The following is a 17,397-nucleotide window of genomic DNA, read 5'->3' on the forward strand; positions in this document are numbered from 1 at the left end:
AGCCGGTGGTCCCTGAGGCTGTTGCCATGCTGTGGACCGGTGCCTCATCGGCACCCATGCGCCCGCCCCCGTGCCGCACCGGAGGGCCCAGCCCAGCCACCACCGTTGTGGGCAAGCGTCCCGCTCGGCGAGGGGGCACCTCCCAGCGGTAGCTGGGGGAGGGCGGGCACAACCCGTGCCACCGGCCCGCAGCACGCGAACGAAACCGCAAGGGGCACTCGGGTAGGCGCACCCTGCGAAGGGGGTGTTGCGCGGGACGGTCGGCCCGTGGAGTGGGGACCGTAGGTCCCGCGCTGGGGCCCCGGCCGACCCGGAGCCGGATAGGGGGCCACCGGCGGGACGGGGACGGGGTGGGGTGTCCCCGCAGGTCGAGAAAGTCACCGGCCGAGAGGCAAAAACGAGACCTTCACGCCGAGGAGACACCCCACCCCGGCGCCGGACACCCCGCACCCACATGTCCACAACCACGGTCGCAACCATGAATCACGCGGCGCCAGCCGCGACGCACCGGTCCACACGCCGCGCCGAAGCCACCCACCCGCACCCGGAAACGGCGCCCAGCCCAGCGCAGCGCCCCGTGCTGCGGCACAAAAATCAGCGCGGGACCCTACAGTGCCCACCACACCGGCCAACCGTCCCGCGCAACACCCCCGACGAACCGGCAACCCCCCGTTTCCTTACGCACCCCGCGAAGGGGTTACGCGGGCCGAGGGGACCACGAGTGGGGTGCCCGATTCGGGGTCGGCGATCACGCGGCAGGAGAGCCCGAAGACCTCCTCGACCAGCTCCGCGGTGACGACGTCACCCGGCGCCCCCTCGGCCACGATCGCCCCGTCCCGCATCGCGATCAGATGCGTGGCATACCGCGCCGCCTGGTTCAGATCGTGCAGCACGGCGACGAGCGTGCGCCCCTGCTCCTCGTGCAGCCGCGCGCACAGATCCAGCACCTCGACCTGGTGCGCGATGTCGAGGTACGTCGTCGGCTCGTCGAGCAACAGCAGCGGCGTCTCCTGCGCGAGCGCCATCGCGATCCACACGCGCTGCCGCTGGCCACCGGACAGCTCGTCGACGAACCTGTCGGCCAGCTCGGCGACGCCCGTCGCCTCCATGGACTCCGTCACGATGCGCTCGTCATCGCGGGACCACTGCCGCAGCAGCCCCTGGTGCGGGTACCGGCCGCGCGCGACGAGGTCGGCGACGGTGATCCCGTCGGGCGCGATGGAGGACTGCGGGAGCAGCCCGAGCGTCCTGGCGAGCTTCTTCGCGGGCATGCCGCCGATGTCCGAGCCGTCTAGGAGGACGGAGCCCTTCGCGGGCTTCAGCATCCGGGAGAGGGCGCGCAGCAGCGTGGACTTGCCGCACGCGTTGGGGCCGACGACGACGGTGAAGGACTTGTCCGGCACGGCCACGTCGAGCTTCTCGGCGATGACCCGCTGGTCGTAGGCGAGGGTGAGCCCCTCACCGGTCAGCCGGGGCGCGCCGGCCCCCTCGGCCCCTCCGGCCGCGTCAGCGGCCCCCGCGCCATCGGCCACCGCCGCGCCAGCGGCCCCCGTACCGTCGACATCCTGGCCGGTCTGCACGGTCTGCTCCCTCTCGCTCTTCGTCATTGTCGCGTCCACGTCCACGTCCGCGCTCACGTCCGCCCTCACATCCGAACCCGCGTCCGCGACCGAACCCATGTCGCCCCTGCGAGGCCCCGTCATATGCGTCCCGCCCTGCGCTCGGTCGCCAGCAGCCACACCAGGTAGCCGCCGCCCGCGACGCCCGTCACGACGCCCACGGGCAGCTCGTGCCCGCCGAAGAGCCGCTGGCCCGCGAGGTCGGCGGCGACGAGCAGGACGGCGCCCATGCACATGGCGGGGAGCAGGTTGGGCCCCGGCGACTTCGTCAGGCGACGGGCCAGCTGGGGCGCCGTCAGGGCCACGAAGGCGACGGGCCCGGCAGCAGCAGCCGCCAGCGCGATGAGCAGCACGGCGGCGCCCAGCAGCGTGAGCCGGGTCCGTTCCACGCGCACGCCGAGCGCGTTCGCCGCGTCGTCGCCCATCTCCATCATCCGCAGCGGCCGCGCGCAGCCGAGCAGCACGAGCGGGACCAGCACGATCATGGCCAGGATGAGCGGCAGGACGTCGCCCCAGCCGCGTCCGTTGAGGCTGCCGGTCATCCACAGCACCGCGCGCCCGGCCTCGGTCAGCTCAGCGCGGGTGAGGAGATAGCCGTTGACGCCGGTGAGGATGGCGGAGACGCCGATGCCGACGAGGACGAGCCGGTAGCCGTGCACGCCCTGCCGCCAGGCGAGACCGTAGATCAGCACGCCGGTGATCAGCCCGCCGACGACGGCTCCGGTGGCGAGGGCGGCGCTGCCGCCGCCGACCACGACGATCGCGGTCAGCGCGCCGGTGGCCGAGCCCTGGGTGAAGCCGAGGACGTCGGGGCTGCCCAGCGGGTTGCGCACCACGGCCTGGAAGATCGCGCCGCCCAGTGCCAGCGAGGCGCCGACGAGGAGGGCTGTCGCGGCGCGCGGGAGCCGCAGTTCGTTGACGATGAACGCGTCGGCCGGTGCGCCCTGGCCCACGAGGGTGCGCAGGACGTCGCCGGGCGACATCGGGTACTCGCCGCTGCCGATGGCGAACACGGCGACGACCAGCGCCGCCACCAGGCAGACCGCGCCCGCGGCCAGCGCGCGCGGCCGGAACACGACGGAGAGGGCGCCGCCGGCGCCCGTACGTATGACGCTCATGCCTTTGCCACCCTCCGGCGCCGCACGAAGTACAGGAAGAAGGGCCCGCCGAGCACGGCCGTCACGATGCCGACCTGCAACTCGCCTGGCCGCCCCAGCACGCGTCCGAGCACGTCGGCGCCGAGCATCAGCACGGGGGCCAGGAGCGCGCAGTAGGGCAGCAGCCAGCGCAGGTCGGGTCCGGTGAGGGAGCGCACCATGTGCGGCACCATCAGGCCGACGAAGACGATGGGGCCGCAGGCGGCGGTGGCCGCGCCGCACAGCAGGGTCACGGCGGCCATGGACAGGGCACGGGTCAGCGTGGGGCGCGAGCCGAGGGCGCGGGCCGCGTCGTCGCCGAGGGCCAGCGCGTTGAGGGGCCGGGCCAGCGCCAGCGCGAGCAGTGCCCCGGCGGCCACGAAGGGCACCGCCTTGAGCAGCGTCTCGTTCTGCGCCCGCGCCAGCGAGCCGACCGTCCAGAACCGCATCCGGTCCAGCGAGGCCGTGTCGAGGAGCTGTACGGCGTTGACGTAGGAGATGAGCGCGGCGTTCAGTGCCGTGCCCGCGAGGGCGAGCCGTGCCGGGGTGGCCCCGCGCCCGCCGCCCACGACGTACACCAGCACGGAGACGGCGGCGGCACCGACGAAGGCGAAGCCGATGTACCCGGTGTAGCTGGAGATGCCGAGGAAGGAGATCGCGGAGACGACGGCGGCCGCTGCGCCCGCGTTGATGCCGAGCAGCCCCGGATCGGCGAGCGGGTTGCGGGTGAGGGCCTGCATGACGCCGCCCGCGAGGCCGAGGGCGACTCCGGCGAGCAGCCCGAGGAGGGTGCGCGGCAGCCGCATCTCGTGCACGACGGTGTAGGCGGACGAGCCGCTGTCGGCCAGTCCGCTCCACGCCTCGGCGAACGAGAGCTGCTTGGCGCCGACGGCGAGGCTGAGGACGACCATCAGCGCGAGCAGCAGGAGCGCGCCGAGCAGGCCGACGGCGCGGAGCGCGTAGCGTCCGCGGCCTCCGTTCCCGTTCCCGTTGCCGTTCCCGTTGCCGTTCCCGGGCGCGTTGCCGCCCGGGTTCTTGGCCGCGTTCTTGGCCGTCAGCGCGCCCTGCGACGCGTCCTGCGGTCCGCCGGAATCGCGCGCCGACGCACTGGAGTTCTCGCCGCGCCCGGGTGGCTCGGCCGCCGAACCCCCTTGGGCCTGCGAGGACTTGGTGAGAGTCACGTACGGGCTCCCATCGGGGGCCGGGATACGAGATGCCCCGGCCACTGGACAACAACGACTTTGGTTAGGTTAACCTAACTCCACATCCGGCCCTACGGCCGCCCCTGGACCACCGTGAGAGAAGGCCCTTGTCATGCTCAACCCCTCCGCCTCACCCCGTCTCACCCGTCGCGGCCTGCTCGCCGCGGGGGGCGCTGTCGGAGTCGGTGCGCTGCTCTCCGCGTGCGGAAGCAGCGAAGGTTCGGGCTCCGGCAGCGCAAAGGGCGACGGCTGGGCCTTCACCGACGACCGCGGCAAGAAGGTCTCCCTCGACGCCGTACCCGAGCGGATCGTGGCCTATGTCGGCACCGCAGCCGCGCTCTACGACTTCGGCCTGGAGCAGGACCGGATAATCGGCGTCTTCGGCCCGACGAAGCTGAAGAACGGCAAGGCCGACGTCCTGGCGGGCGACCTCGACGTGAGCAAGCCGGAGATCATCGGCAACGCCTACGGCGAGTTCGACATCGAGAAGTACGCCAAGGTCAGGCCGGAGATACTGATCACCAACATGTTCCTGCCCGACCAGCTCTGGTACGTGCCGGACGAGAGCAAGAAGAAGATCCTCAAGCTCGCCCCCAGCCTCGCGCTGAGCGTCGCCAACGTGTCCATGCACAAGGCCATCCAGCGCTTCTCGGAGCTGGCCGAGTCGCTCGGCGCCGACCTGAAGGCGAAGAAGGTCACCGACGCGAAGGCCCGCTTCGAGAAGGCGTCCGAGCGGCTGCGCAAGGCCGCCAAGGCCAGCGGCGGCGTGAAGGTCATGGCCGCCTCCGGCTACCCGGACCTGATGTACGTCTCGGACCCGAAGGCCAACGCCGACCTCCAGTACTTCAAGGACCTGGGCGTCGACTTCGTCGTCCCGAAGAAGGTCAGCAAGGACGGCTTCTTCGAGGAGCTGAGCTGGGAGAACGCCGATAAGTACAAGGCCGATCTGATCATGCTCGACAACCGCACCCAGGCGCTCCAGCCCGCCGCGCTCAAGTCCAAGCCCGCGTGGAGTGAGCTGGCCGCCGTCAAGGCCGGCCAGATCACCTCCTGGAACCCCGAGCCGCGCTTCTCGTACGCGGGGACCGCACCCCTGATCGAGACGCTGGCGAAGGCCGTCGAGGACGCGAAGAAGGTCAGCTAGCCCCCGGGCCCCTGACACCGGCCCGACCCCGGCCCCCTGCACCACGGAATCCACGCCACGGCACCACACGGGAGGAGCCCGCCGTATGAGCACCGCAGCCCCCGAAGCCCCCGCACTGTCCGTACCGTTCCAGTTCTTCGATCTGCACGTCGTACGGACCCTGCGTCTGGGGCCCACGATGCTCCGCGTCACCTTCGGCGGCGAGTGCCTCAAAGAGTTCGCCTCCGGCGGCCGTGACCAGCGCTTCAAACTGTTCCTGCCCCAGCCGGGCCAGGAAGCGCCAGTGGTGCCGGTCGAGGCGGGCAACGACTGGTTCCCGCAGTGGCGGGCCATGGACCCCTCGGTGCGCGGCATCATGCGCTCCTACACCGTGCGCGAGCAGCGCCGGGTGCCCCAGGAGGAGGTGGACATCGACTTCGCGCTGCACGGCGACCTCGGGCCCGCCTCCCGCTGGGCGCAGCGCGCGCTGCCCGGCGACAAGGTGATGCTGCTCGGTCCCGTCGTCGAGGACAACGGCGGCGTCGACTTCCGGCCCCCGGCCGGCACCGACTGGGTGCTGCTCAGCGGCGACGAGACCGCACTGCCCGCCGTCGCCGGCATCCTGGCCTGGCTGCCGCCCGGCACCCCAGCGAAGGTGTGGCTGGAGGTCCCGCACGCGGACGACATCCAGGACCTGCCGACGTTCGCCGACGCGGACATCACCTGGCTCGTCCGCGACAACACCCCGCAGCACCGCACCGACTTCGTGCTGGGCTCGGTGAGCGCGGCCAGCCTGCCTCCGGGCACGCCGTACGCGTGGATCGCCGGTGAGGCGGGCACCGTCAAGGCGCTGCGCCGCCACCTGGTCAAGGAGCGCGGGTTCGACCGCAAGGCGGTCAAGTTCACCGGCTACTGGCGGCTCGGCGCGTCCGAGGAGCAGCTCGTCGAGGAGGCGGTCTCGGGCGCTGCGACGGCAGCCTCGGACTGACCGTCCCGGCGGCCGGGCGTCGGCTGATCCGTCGGCCTGACGGGGCCCGTCGCACCGGCGGCTCGGCGGCTCGGCGGCTCGGCGGCTCGGCGGCTCGGCGGCTCGGCGGCTCGGCGGGACCGTACGCGCCCGTCGGCCAGCGCACCATCGCGACACCGTCGCGGCAGCAGCCGCGACACCCATGAACGAGGGCCCCGCTCACCCCCTCCGAGCGGGGTCCTCTCATGTTCCGGGTGCTTCCGGGGTACGGGGCCACCCTGTCAGGGCCCGCCCGGGGGCTCCCTCTCCGGCGCCCGGCACCCATGTCCGGAGCACGCCATGGCCCCGCCGTCGCCCGGGGCGCCCGGCACACCCCGCCGACCCGACGGGCGACGCAAGCCCCGCCGCCCAGGGCACCCGGTGCACCCAGTCGACGCGGCGCATGGCACCCGGCATACGGCAGCGGCACCCGGACCGCACCGCCCCCGCCCGCCCGGGGGCTCCCTCTCCGGCGCCCGGCGCCCATGGCGGAGGCGCGTCCGGTACGTCCCGGCGACGTGGCACACAGCGCGCACAGCGCACCGCACTCGCACCGCACCGGCGAACCGGCCGCCCCCGAACCTGCCGGAGGCCCCGTCACCCCGCCAGGCCGAGCCGCTTCAGCGCCGTGTCAGCGGCCAGGCCGCACGTGCCCTCGCCCGCCGCCGTCCACGCGGCGGCGCACAGCGCCCGCAGGCCGTCCAACGGGTCGCCGTCCCCGTCCAGTTCGAGCGCGTCGGCGCCCGCCGTCGCGCTCCAGCCGCCGCAGCGGAAGCCGCTCTCCGCCTCCCCCGTCACCTCGGGCTGGCCCGTGAGCAGCCCGCGCAGGTCGCGGTCCACATAGGTGGGCCGGTGTGCGGGAGGCGCGGCCAGCAACTGGTGCCCGTCGGTGACGCCGGTCAGCACCAGCAGCGAGTCGACGCCGCCCGCGTGCGCGCCCTCGATGTCCGTGTCCAGCCTGTCGCCGACGACCAGCGGGTGACGTGCGCCGGTACGGATGACCGTCTCGCGGTGCATGGGGGGCAGCGGCTTGCCCGCGACGCGCGGTTCGGGCGGGTTCCGCATCCACCGCGTCGCGATGCGGACGACCTCGACGGCCGCGCCGTTGCCCGGCGCGATGCCCCGCCCACTGGGGATGGTCAGATCGGTGTTCGACGCGAACCACGGCACCCCGCGCCCCACCGCGAGCGCCGCCTCCCCGAGCGCGCCCCACTCCATCTGCGGGCCGCCGTAGCCCTGCACGACGGCGGCCGGGTCGTCGTCGGCGGACTCCACGACCCGCAGCCCCCGCTCAGCCAGCGCGACCCGCAGTCCCTCGCCGCCCACGCACAGCACCCGCGCGCCCTCGGGCACGCCCGGGTCCTCGGCGATCAGCCGTGCCACGGCCTGCGCCGAGGTGATCACGTCCGCCTCCTCGGCGGGAACCCCGAGCCGCGTCAGATGCGCGGCGACGGTCGCGGGGGTACGGGCCGCGTTGTTGGTGACGTAGGCGAGCCGCATGCCCCGCCCGCCCTGCGTTCCCCGCCCGGCCGACGTGCCCCTGCCGTCCTGCGCGCCCCGGCCGCTCGCGGCCTCCAGCGAGGCGACCGCGTGCGGCACGGCCTCGCCGCCCGCGTACACGACCCCGTCGAGGTCCAGCAGCGCCGTGTCGTACGCCTCGTTCAGGGCGCGCTCGCTGCCCTCGGTCCGGCTCCGCGGGGTCTCCTGCGGCATCGTCTTCGCTCCTCGTGGGGGTGTGCGGGTCTCTCCCCCGATCATCCCGCACCCGGCGCGCGCTCCCGCGCCCCGGCAGCGCACACCGGTCGCCACCGGTCACGGCACCGCCCAGCCCGCTCAGCCCGCCCATCCCGCCCGGCCCGGCGCGGCCGGAAACGGCCCTCCGCGCTCCGGCCTCGTCACGCCGCGCCCCCCGTGCCCCGCTCCCAGCGCCCGCGTACGCCGACTTAGCATGAACGGATGACCGCCGACGGCCTCCGACTCGCGCCCTTCCGCGGGCTGCGCTACGCGCCCGAGCGCGTCAGCAGCCTCGCGGCCGTGACCTCCCCGCCCTACGACGTGGTGGTCAGGCCCGACGGGCTGCACCACCTGGAGACCGCCGACCCGTACAACATCGTCCGCCTGATCCTGCCGCAGGCCGACGACCCCGGCACCCGGCACCGCAAGGCCGCCGAGACCCTCCGCCGCTGGCTCGCCGACGGCGTCCTGGCTCCCGATCCGGAACCGGCCCTCTACGTCTACGAGCAGCGCAGGGGCGACGTGCTCCAGCGCGGACTCATCGGCGCCCTGCTGCTCTCGCCGCCCGAGGAGGGCGTCGTGCTGCCGCACGAGGAGGTGATAGCCGAGGTCGTCGAGGACCGTGCCGCTCTGATGCGCGCCACCGCCGCTCATCCGGAGCCGCTGCTGCTCTCCTACCGCAGCCGCGGCTCCAGCACCGGAGCGACCGCCGTCATCGAGCGCGCCACGCACCGCGAGCCGCTGCTCGCCACGACCACGGAGGACGGCTTCGCGCACCGGCTGTGGGCGGTCACGGACCCGGCCGAGCTGGCCGAGGTCGACGGCGATCTCTCGCACCGCCGCGCGCTCATCGCGGACGGGCACCACCGCTGGGCGACGTATCTGCGGCTGCGCGCCGAACACGCCGACGGCGACGCGAACGGAAACGGGAATGGGAGCGGGAGCGCGACCGGTAACGGGAACGGTACGGCCCCGTCGACGCACAACGGCGCCCCCACCCCCGTGAACGCCGCCGGAGCGGGTGCGTCCGCGCCCGTCGGCTCCCCCTGGAACTACGGCCTCGTCCTCCTCGTCGACACGGCCCGCTACCCCCTCCAGGTGCACGCCATCCACCGCGTGCTGCCGCGTCTGCCGCTCAAGCAGGCCCTCGACGCCGTCGAACTGGCCGGTGCCTTCCGCGTGCGGAAGCTGGAGATGCCGCTGGAGCGCGCGATGGCCGTCCTCGACGCCACGCCGGGCAACGCCTTCCTGCTGACGGAGGGCGAGGGCACCTTCCATCTGCTCGATGAGCCCTCGCCCGCGCTCCTGGACCGTACGGTCGACGGCGCGCGGCCCGAGGCGTGGCGCGGGCTCGACGCGACGGTGCTGCACTCCGCGCTGCTCGACGGCGTGTGGGGCGTCCCGGACCGCCCGTCGGACATCGGCTACCTCCACGACACCCGCGCGGCCGTCGAACAGGCGGTCCACCACGGGGGTACGGCGGTGCTGATGCGGGCAGTACGCGAGGAGACGGTGCGGGAGCTGGCCGAGCGGGGCATCACGATGCCGCGTAAATCCACGTCGTTCGGCCCCAAACCCGCAACGGGTCTGGTATTGCGGGCACTTGACAATGGCGCCGCCAACTGATCATGCGCGGAGCCGTCACTTTCCGGCCGGTTCCCGGCAGGTTCCGGCGCGGGCCCACGCAGCCCTCTCACGCCTCTCCCACCCTCCCTGTCCCTTCCCTGTCAAGGCTCTGGTTAGGATAGCCTTACCTCACCGCACGGCCTGTGCGCTGAGGACGACGTCCGCGTCAGGGAGGACAGTTCATGAGCAGCAGGTCACACCTGCTCAACGACAGGACGGCGGAGCAGTACAAGCGCTCCGTCACGGAAGGCGTGGAGCGGGTCGCGGAGAAACTGGTCCGCACCGAACAGCCGTTCACCGGAGTCACGCCCTCCGAGCTCGCTCCCCGCATTTCCGGCATCGACCTGGAACAGCCCCTCAGCGACCCCGCAGCCGCCCTCGACGAGCTGGAAGAGGTCTACCTCCGCGACGCCGTCTACTTCCATCACCCGCGCTATCTCGCCCACCTCAACTGCCCGGTGGTCATCCCCGCGGTGGTGGCGGAGGCCGTACTCTCCGCGGTGAACTCGTCCCTGGACACCTGGGACCAGAGTGCGGGCGGCACCCTCATCGAACGTCGCCTCATCGAGTGGACGGCCGGACGCATAGGGCTCGGCAAAAGCGCCGACGGCATCTTCACCAGCGGCGGTACCCAGTCCAATCTCCAGGCCCTCCTGCTGGCCAGGGACGAGGCGTGCAGGAGCGTCCAGAAGGACTCCGCCACGCCCGTGCCCCGCACCGACATCCTGCCGAGGCTGCGCATCCTCACCTCGGAGTGCAGCCACTTCAGCATCGAGAAGGCCGCGACGCTGCTCGGCCTCGGCGCCGAGGCCGTCATCTCCGTGCCCTGCGACCAGGACCGCCGCATGCGCGCCCCGGCCCTCGCGCGGGAGCTGGAGCGCTGCGAGCGCGAGAACCTCGTCGTGATGGCCGTCGTGGCCACCGCGGGCACCACCGACTTCGGCAGCATCGACCCGCTCCCCGAGATCGCCGAGCTGTGCGAGCAGGCGGGCACCTGGATGCACGTGGACGCCGCCTACGGCTGCGGCCTGCTCGTCTCGCGCCGCCGCCACCTGCTGACGGGCATCGAGCGCGCCGACTCGGTCACGGTGGACTACCACAAATCCTTCTTCCAGCCCGTCAGCTCCAGCGCCGTCCTGGTGCGCGACGCGAGCACACTGCGCCACGTCACCTACCACGCCGACTATCTCAACCCGGCGCGGATGGTCGAGAAGCGCATCCCCAACCAGGTCGACAAGTCCATCCAGACCACGCGCCGCTTCGACGCGCTGAAACTGTGGATGACGCTGCGCACCATGGGCGCCGACGGCGTCGGCGAGCTCTTCGACGAGGTCGTGGACCGCGCGGCCGACGCGTGGAAGATCCTCAACGACGACCCCCGCTTCGAGGTCGTCACCGAGCCCCAGCTCAGCACCCTCGTCTTCCGCTACGTACCCCCGGCCAGCACCGTCGCCACGGACCCCGGCCTGGCCGACCGCATCAACCTCCACGCGCGCGAGGCACTCTTCGCCTCCGGCGCGGCCATCGTGGCCGGAACGGTCGTGGACGGCGACCACTTCCTGAAGTTCACGCTGCTCAACCCGGAGACCACGCTCGACGACATCTCCACGGTCCTCGAACTGATCGCCGCGCACGCCGGCCGCTACCTGTCCGAACGGCAGACAGCGGCCCAGGCCGGGCCGACCGGCACCGACCCCGCGCTCAGCGGCCCCCGCGCAAGCTGATCCCCCCCGCCACCCGTCCCCATCCCGCACGGAGACCCGGAGACACACGTGTCCACCCCACACACGCAAGACACCGGCAAAGTCCACGACTTCATAGCCATCGGGCTCGGCCCCTTCAACCTCGGTCTGGCCTGCCTGACCGACCCGATCGAGGAACTGGACGGCCTCTTCCTCGACGACAAGCCCGGCTTCGACTGGCACTCCGGCATGCTCCTGGAGGACAGCACCCTCCAGACCCCCTTCATGTCGGACCTGGTCACCCTCGCCGACCCCACCTCGCCGCTCTCCTTCCTGAACTACCTCAAGGAGTCGGGCCGCCTCTACTCGTTCTACATCCGCGAGAGCTTCTATCCACTCCGCGCCGAGTACAACGACTACTGCCAGTGGGCAGCGGGCAAACTCGACACCATCCGCTTCCAGAACCGCGTCACGCGCGTCGAGCACGACGAGCGCGAGGACGTGTACGTCGTCCACGCCGACGACCTGGCCAGCGGCGAGCGGCGCACGTACCGAGGCAGGAAACTCGTCCTCGGCACCGGCACCCCGCCCTACATACCCGAGTCCTGCCAGGGACTGGGCGGCGACCTCACCCACAACTCCCGGTACCTGGACGTCAAGTCCTCCCTCCAGGAGAAGAACTCGGTCACCGTCGTGGGCAGCGGCCAGAGCGCCGCGGAGATCTACTACGACCTCCTCCAGGACATCGACCACCACGACTACCAGCTCACCTGGATCACCCGCTCCCCGAGGTTCTTCCCGCTGGAGTACACCAAGCTGACGCTGGAGATGACCTCCCCGGAGTACGTGGACTACTTCCACTCCCTCCCTGCCGCCACCCGCGACCAGCTCAACGCCTCGCAGAAGAACCTCTACAAGGGCATCAACTCCGAGCTGATCGACGGCATCTTCGACCTGCTGTACCAGAAGAACCGGCGCGGCCCCTGCCCCACGCGGCTGATGACCAACACCGCGCTGACCGGCGCCTCCTACGACGAGCCTTCGGCCACGTACACCCTGGAGCTGCGCCAGGAGGAGCAGAAGCAGGACTTCTCCCTCACCACTCAGGGCCTGGTCCTCGCGACCGGCTACCGCTACCGCGTGCCCGAGTTCCTCGACCCGGTCAAGGACCGCATCGAGTGGGACGAGCAGGGCCGCTTCGCGGTGCGCCGCGACTACAGCGTCGACGTCACGGGCAAGGGCATCTACGTCCAGAACGCCGAACTGCACACCCACGGCTTCGTGGCGCCCGACCTCGGCATGGCCGCCTACCGCAACTCCTGCATCATCCGGGAGCTGCTGGGCCGCGAGTACTACCCCGTCGAGCGCGCCATCGCCTTCCAGGACTTCGCGGCGCCCGGATCGGAGGTCACCCCCTCATGACGGACAGCACACGCACCGGGAGCGAGACCGGCCCCGGCACCGGGGGCGCCGACGCCTCGCGGACGGTGTTCTCCCGTACCGACGAGAAGCTCGGCGAGTTCACGCTGCGCCCCGTCGCCCCGCTCGCCGACGCCGAGCTGCTCCACGGCTGGGTCACCCACCCCAAATCCGCGTTCTACCTGATGCAGGACGCCGACCTCGCCGACGTCGAGCGCGAGTTCCTCGGCATCGCCGCCTCCGAGCACCACGACGCCTTCCTCGGCCACCACAACGGCGAGCCCGCGTTCCTCATGGAGCGCTACGACCCGGCCCACGTGGAGCTGAAGGGCCTGTACGAGGCCGAGCCCGGCGACGTCGGCATGCACTTCCTGTGCGCCCCGAGCGACCGCCCCGTCCACGGCTTCACCCTCGCGGTGATCACCACCGTGATGGAGATGCTCTTCGACGACCCCGCGACGCGGCGCGTCGTGGTCGAGCCCGACGTGCGCAACAAGGCCGTGCACCGCCTCAACGAGGCCGTCGGCTTCCGCGTCGAGCAGACCCTCGCGAAGCCCGAGAAGGACGCGTATCTGAGCTTCTGCACCCGCGACCAGTTCCTGGCGGCCCGCGACACGGACCGGGGCACCGCCCTGGACACAGCCCAGGACGGCGGCCTCCCAGGCGACCTCCCGGGGGAGAACCCCGGCACCCCCGATAGGACCTCACGATGACGACCACGACATCCCGCACCACAGCCCCCACCCCCGGCGAAGCCGTCGCACACCTCACCCCTGAGCGCTGGGAGCACGCCAACCGGCTCCTCATACGCAAAGCGCTCTCGGAGTTCACGCACGAGCGCCTCCTCACCCCCGAGCCCGTCCCCCACCACGGCGAGGGCCGCTACGCCGTACGGAGCGACGACGGCGCGACCGAGTACCGCTTCGCAGCGCGCGTCCTCACCCTGGACCACTGGCAGATCGACGCTGACAGCGTCACCCGCCACCGCGACGGCAACGAACTCCCCCTCGACGCACTCGACTTCATCACCGAGCTCCGCACCGCCCTCGGCCTGAGCGAGGAGGTCCTCCCGGTCTACCTGGAGGAGATCAGCTCCACCCTCGCCAGCACCGCCTACAAACTCGCCGCCCCCCAGGTCAGCGCAGACCGCCTCGCCCGCTCCGGCTTCCAGGAGATCGAGGCGGGCATGACCGAGGGCCACCCCTGCTTCGTCGCGAACAACGGGCGGCTCGGCTTCGACATCGCCGAGTACCGCGCCTACGCGCCGGAGACCGGCTCCCCCGTGCGCCTCATCTGGGTCGCCGCACACCGCAGCCGCGCCACCTTCACCGCCTGCACGGACATCAGCTACGACAAGTTGCTGCTCTCCGAGCTGTCGGGCTCCACCCTGCGCCGCTTCTCGGACACCATGACCGAGCTGGGCCTGGAACTGGACGACTACTACCTGGTGCCCGTGCACCCCTGGCAGTGGTGGAACAAGCTGTCGGTCACCTTCGCCGCCGAGGTCGCCCAGCGCTACCTCGTCTGCCTCGGCCACGGCGACGACGAGCACCTCGCCCAGCAGTCGATCCGCACCTTCTTCAACGCGTCGAACCCCGCCAAGCACTACGTGAAGACGGCGCTCTCGGTTCTCAACATGGGCTTCCTGCGGGGCCTGTCAGCCGAGTACATGAAGGCCACGCCCGCCATCAACGACTGGCTGGCCGACCTCGTCGCCACGGACAGCGTCCTCAAGGAGACGGGCCTCGCCGTGCTGCGCGAGCGCGCCGCCATCGGCTACCACTCGGCCCCGTACGAGGCCGCTGCGCCCAAGGGCTCCCCGTACCTCAAAATGCTCGCCGCGCTGTGGCGCGAGAGCCCCGTGCCGCTGCTGGAGTCCGGCGAGCGCCTCGCGACGATGGCCTCGCTGCTGCACGTCGACCGCGACGGCGGCTCCTTCGCGGCGGCCCTCATCCGCGAGTCCGGGCTCTCCCCCGAGGTGTGGCTGCGCCGCTACCTCGAGACGTACCTGACGCCGCTGCTGCACTCCTTCTACGCGTACGACCTCGTCTTCATGCCGCACGGCGAGAACGTGATCCTCGTCCTCGACGAGCACGGCGTGCCGCGCCGCTCCATCTTCAAGGACATCGCGGAGGAGATCGCCGTGATGAGCCAGGAGCAGGAACTGCCGCCCGAGGTCGAGCGCATCCGCGCCGAGGTCCCCGAGGACATGAAGATCCTCTCCCTCTTCACGGACGTCTTCGACTGCTTCCTGCGCTTCCTCAACGGCATCCTCGCGACCGACCCCGACCTGGGCCTGGACGAGGACGCGTTCTGGTCGACGGTCGCCGACTGCGTCAAGGACTACCAGAAGTCCGCGCCGCACCTGGCCGACCGCTTCAAGCGGTACGACCTCTTCGCGGACAGCTTCGCGCTCTCCTGCCTGAACCGGCTCCAGCTCCGCAACAACAAGCAGATGGTCGACCTCCAGGACCCGGCCGGCGCCCTCCAGCTGATCGGCGATCTGAAGAACCCGATCGCGCCCTTCGCCCCGTAGGCGGACACCGGCGCACATGAAGAAGGGCGGGACCCCGGGGTCCCGCCCTTCTTCATGTCTTCATGCCGTCACGCGGTCACACGGCTGCGCACTCACTCACTCGCGGGTACGGCCGCCGTCGGTGTCGGCGTCCTCGTCGGCGTCGGTGTCCGTGTCGGTCTCGGCGTCCGGAACATCCGGGGTCCGCGCGGCCTCGGGGGCGTCATCGACGTCGATGCCGTCCGCCTCGTCGTCGATGTCCTCGGCCTCCGGGTCGAGCGCGTCGACGAACTCCACCCCGTCCAGCTCCGCGAGCCGGTCGGACGCGTCCGTCGACCCGTTCTGGTCGGCCTCCAGGGCCTTCGCGAACCACTCGCGGGCCTCGTCCTCGCGGCCGACCTCCAGCAGCGCGTCCGCGTAGGCGTAACGCAGCCTCGCGGTCCACGGCTGCACGGAGTGCGACGCCAGCTCCGGGCTCTGCAACGTCACCACGGCGGCGTCCGCCTGGCCCATGTCGCGCCGGGCCCCCGCGGCGACGAGCCGCATCTCGACCTGGCCCGCCTTGTCCAGCCGCTGCACCTCGGGCTCCCCCGCCATGGCGAGGGCCTTCTCGGGGCGGCCCATGCCGCGCTCGCAGTCGGCCATGACGGGCCACAGGTGCTGGAGCCCCGTCATGCGCCGCGCGGCACGGAACTCCGCAAGAGCTTCCGAGTACTTCTCCACCGCGTACGCCGCGAACCCTGCCGCCTCACGGACCGAGGGCACCCTGGAGGCGAGCCGCAGCGCGATCTTGGCGTACGCGTACGCCTGCTCCGGGTCCTCATCCAGCAGCTTGGCGACCATGACGAGGTTCTTCGCGACGTCCTCGGCAAGGGTCTTCGGCAGGCTCATCAGCTCCTGCTTGACCTCCTTGTCCAGCTCGTCCCCCGTGACGTCCTCGTGGATCGGCAGCCGCCTCAGCGGCTCGCGGTCGGGACGACGGTCGTCACGCCTGTCACGCCCGTAACCGCCCCGGCCCCGGTCATCACGCTGGTCACGCCCGTAACCACCGCCGCGCCGGTCGTCGTCACGGCGCCCACGGAAACCGCCACCGGACCTCTCGTCACGCGCACGGCCCCCGCCGCCCTGCCCCTGCCCGTACGGACGCCGCCCACCACGGTCGTCCCGCCGGTCATCGCGCCGCTGCTCGCCGCCCCGGTACGGGGGACGCCCGCCACGGTCGCCACTGTCCCGCCGCTCACCACCGCGGTAGGGCGGACGCTCGCCACGGTCACGGTCGTCACGCCGGTACGAGGGACGGTCCCCCCGGTCCCGATCGTCCCGCCGGTCATCACGCCGCTGGTCCCCGCCACGGTGCGGGGGACGGCCACCACGGTCATCGCGCCGCTCACCACCGCGGTAGGGCGGACGCTCGCCACGGTCACGGTCATCGCGCCGGTACGAGGGACGGTCCCCCCGGTCACGGCTGTCCCGGCGGTCGTCCCCACGCCGGTCGCGGTCGTCGCGCCGCTGATCACCGCCACGGTACGGAGGACGGCCACCACGATCGTCGCGACGGTCATCCCGGCGATCGTCACGCCGCTCACCACCGCGGTACGGGGGACGCTCACCACGGTCACGGTCGTCACGCCGCTGCTCGCCGCCACGGTACGGAGGGCGGCCACCACGGTCGCCGCCGCCCCGACGGTCATCGCGCCGCTCGCCACCACGCCGGTCGTCCCGGCGCTGGTCGCCGCCACGGTACGACGGGCGCTCGCCACGGTCACGGTCATCGCGCCGGAATCCGCCCCGGTCCCGGTCGTCACGCCGAGCCGAACCGCCACGGGGACGCTCGTCTCCCGTACGGGCCCCGGACTGACGAGGCCGACGCTCAGGTCGGTCGTCGGACGAGTTGCTGGGCATGGGCGTGACTCCTGTCTGCGGGTACTGCACGTCATTCTCGCGCAGTCATTGATGCGGCGCTCTTCGGCAAATGCTGCGCTCTTCGGCAAAGAAAAAGGACCCCTGGTCCCAGCGCATGAACGCTGGGACCAGGGGTCCTCAAAGATTGTTCGGCGGCGTCCTACTCTCCCACACGCTCCCGCATGCAGTACCATCGGCGCTGAAAGGCTTAGCTTCCGGGTTCGGAAAGTAACCGGGCGTTTCCCTCACGCTATGGCCACCGAAACTCTATTCGGGGAAATCCGCTTTCGCGGGAAAATCCCCAGAGTCTCAAAGCGAACAAGCACACTCTTCAGTTGAAGAACGGTCGTTGTCTCAGAACCTACACAGTGGACGCAAGCAACTATGGACAAGCCCTCGGCCTATTAGTACCGGTCAACTCCACCCCTCACAG

Annotated in this window: 13 protein-coding genes and 1 rRNA gene; 7 read left to right on the forward strand and 7 right to left on the reverse strand. The window is 71.7% G+C overall.

Going from position 1 to position 17,397, the window contains the following annotated elements:
* Nucleotides 1–677: 677 nt before the first annotated feature.
* From ACYVOO_RS07945 to ACYVOO_RS07955, 3 genes are all read right to left on the reverse strand, one after another.
* A complete protein-coding gene (locus ACYVOO_RS07945; RefSeq protein ID WP_461014925.1) occupies nt 678–1,637 on the reverse strand; it encodes an ABC transporter ATP-binding protein in 960 nt (319 codons plus the stop codon).
* A 62-nt stretch (nt 1,638–1,699) separates the two neighbouring features.
* Nucleotides 1,700–2,737: a FecCD family ABC transporter permease gene (locus tag ACYVOO_RS07950; protein ID WP_453351064.1), complete on the reverse strand. Its 1,038-nt coding sequence runs from the start codon at nt 2,735–2,737 to the stop codon at nt 1,700–1,702.
* Entirely contained in the window at nt 2,734–3,696 is a 963-nt protein-coding gene (locus tag ACYVOO_RS07955; protein WP_461014935.1) for a FecCD family ABC transporter permease, read from the reverse strand. Before ACYVOO_RS07955 ends, ACYVOO_RS07950 begins: the two co-directional genes overlap by 4 nt.
* 373 nt (nt 3,697–4,069) lie before the next feature.
* Between ACYVOO_RS07955 and ACYVOO_RS07960 the strand changes: the two genes are divergently transcribed.
* Together ACYVOO_RS07960 and ACYVOO_RS07965 are read left to right on the forward strand one after the other, a co-directional pair.
* Nucleotides 4,070–5,101, forward strand: coding sequence for an ABC transporter substrate-binding protein (locus ACYVOO_RS07960; protein WP_461014926.1), 1,032 nt, complete (start codon nt 4,070–4,072; stop codon nt 5,099–5,101).
* A gap of 85 nt (nt 5,102–5,186) precedes the next feature.
* Nucleotides 5,187–6,068 carry a siderophore-interacting protein gene (locus tag ACYVOO_RS07965; RefSeq protein WP_461014927.1) on the forward strand — a complete coding sequence of 294 codons (882 nt, stop codon included), beginning with the start codon at nt 5,187–5,189 and terminating at the stop codon, nt 6,066–6,068.
* A gap of 615 nt (nt 6,069–6,683) precedes the next feature.
* Here ACYVOO_RS07965 and ACYVOO_RS07970 read toward each other — a convergent pair.
* Nucleotides 6,684–7,799 (reverse strand): HAD hydrolase-like protein, encoded by a 1,116-nt coding sequence (locus ACYVOO_RS07970; protein WP_461014928.1) that lies wholly within the window; start codon nt 7,797–7,799, stop codon nt 6,684–6,686.
* 243 nt (nt 7,800–8,042) lie between these two features.
* On the opposite strand from ACYVOO_RS07970, the gene ACYVOO_RS07975 reads away from it, so the two are divergent.
* The 5 genes from ACYVOO_RS07975 (at nt 8,043) to ACYVOO_RS07995 (ending at nt 15,083) form a co-directional block, all read left to right on the forward strand.
* Entirely contained in the window at nt 8,043–9,446 is a 1,404-nt protein-coding gene (locus tag ACYVOO_RS07975) for a DUF1015 family protein (RefSeq protein ID WP_461014929.1), read from the forward strand.
* Nucleotides 9,447–9,628: 182 nt separating this feature from the next.
* The gene (locus ACYVOO_RS07980; protein ID WP_461014930.1) at nt 9,629–11,170 is read left to right on the forward strand and encodes a pyridoxal phosphate-dependent decarboxylase family protein; all 1,542 of its coding nucleotides are present in this window, start codon (nt 9,629–9,631) and stop codon (nt 11,168–11,170) included.
* Between the two features lie 48 nt (nt 11,171–11,218).
* A complete protein-coding gene (locus ACYVOO_RS07985; protein WP_461014931.1) occupies nt 11,219–12,550 on the forward strand; it encodes a lysine N(6)-hydroxylase/L-ornithine N(5)-oxygenase family protein in 1,332 nt (443 codons plus the stop codon).
* Nucleotides 12,547–13,260, forward strand: coding sequence for a GNAT family N-acetyltransferase (locus ACYVOO_RS07990; RefSeq protein ID WP_461014932.1), 714 nt, complete (start codon nt 12,547–12,549; stop codon nt 13,258–13,260). Before ACYVOO_RS07985 ends, ACYVOO_RS07990 begins: the two co-directional genes overlap by 4 nt.
* Entirely contained in the window at nt 13,257–15,083 is a 1,827-nt protein-coding gene (locus ACYVOO_RS07995; RefSeq protein ID WP_461014933.1) for an IucA/IucC family protein, read from the forward strand. The genes ACYVOO_RS07990 and ACYVOO_RS07995 overlap by 4 nt, the downstream gene beginning before the upstream one ends.
* 96 nt (nt 15,084–15,179) lie before the next feature.
* Here ACYVOO_RS07995 and ACYVOO_RS08000 read toward each other — a convergent pair whose 3' ends face one another.
* From ACYVOO_RS08000 to rrf, 3 genes are all read right to left on the reverse strand, one after another.
* The gene (locus ACYVOO_RS08000; protein ID WP_461014936.1) at nt 15,180–16,013 is read right to left on the reverse strand and encodes a hypothetical protein; all 834 of its coding nucleotides are present in this window, start codon (nt 16,011–16,013) and stop codon (nt 15,180–15,182) included.
* Between the two features lie 5 nt (nt 16,014–16,018).
* Entirely contained in the window at nt 16,019–16,834 is an 816-nt protein-coding gene (locus ACYVOO_RS08005) for a hypothetical protein (protein ID WP_461014937.1), read from the reverse strand.
* A 277-nt stretch (nt 16,835–17,111) separates the two neighbouring features.
* Nucleotides 17,112–17,228 (reverse strand): 5S ribosomal RNA (gene rrf / locus ACYVOO_RS08010).
* Between the last annotated feature and the right edge of the window lie 169 nt (nt 17,229–17,397).

It is taken from the genome of Streptomyces daliensis, from assembly GCF_054782395.1.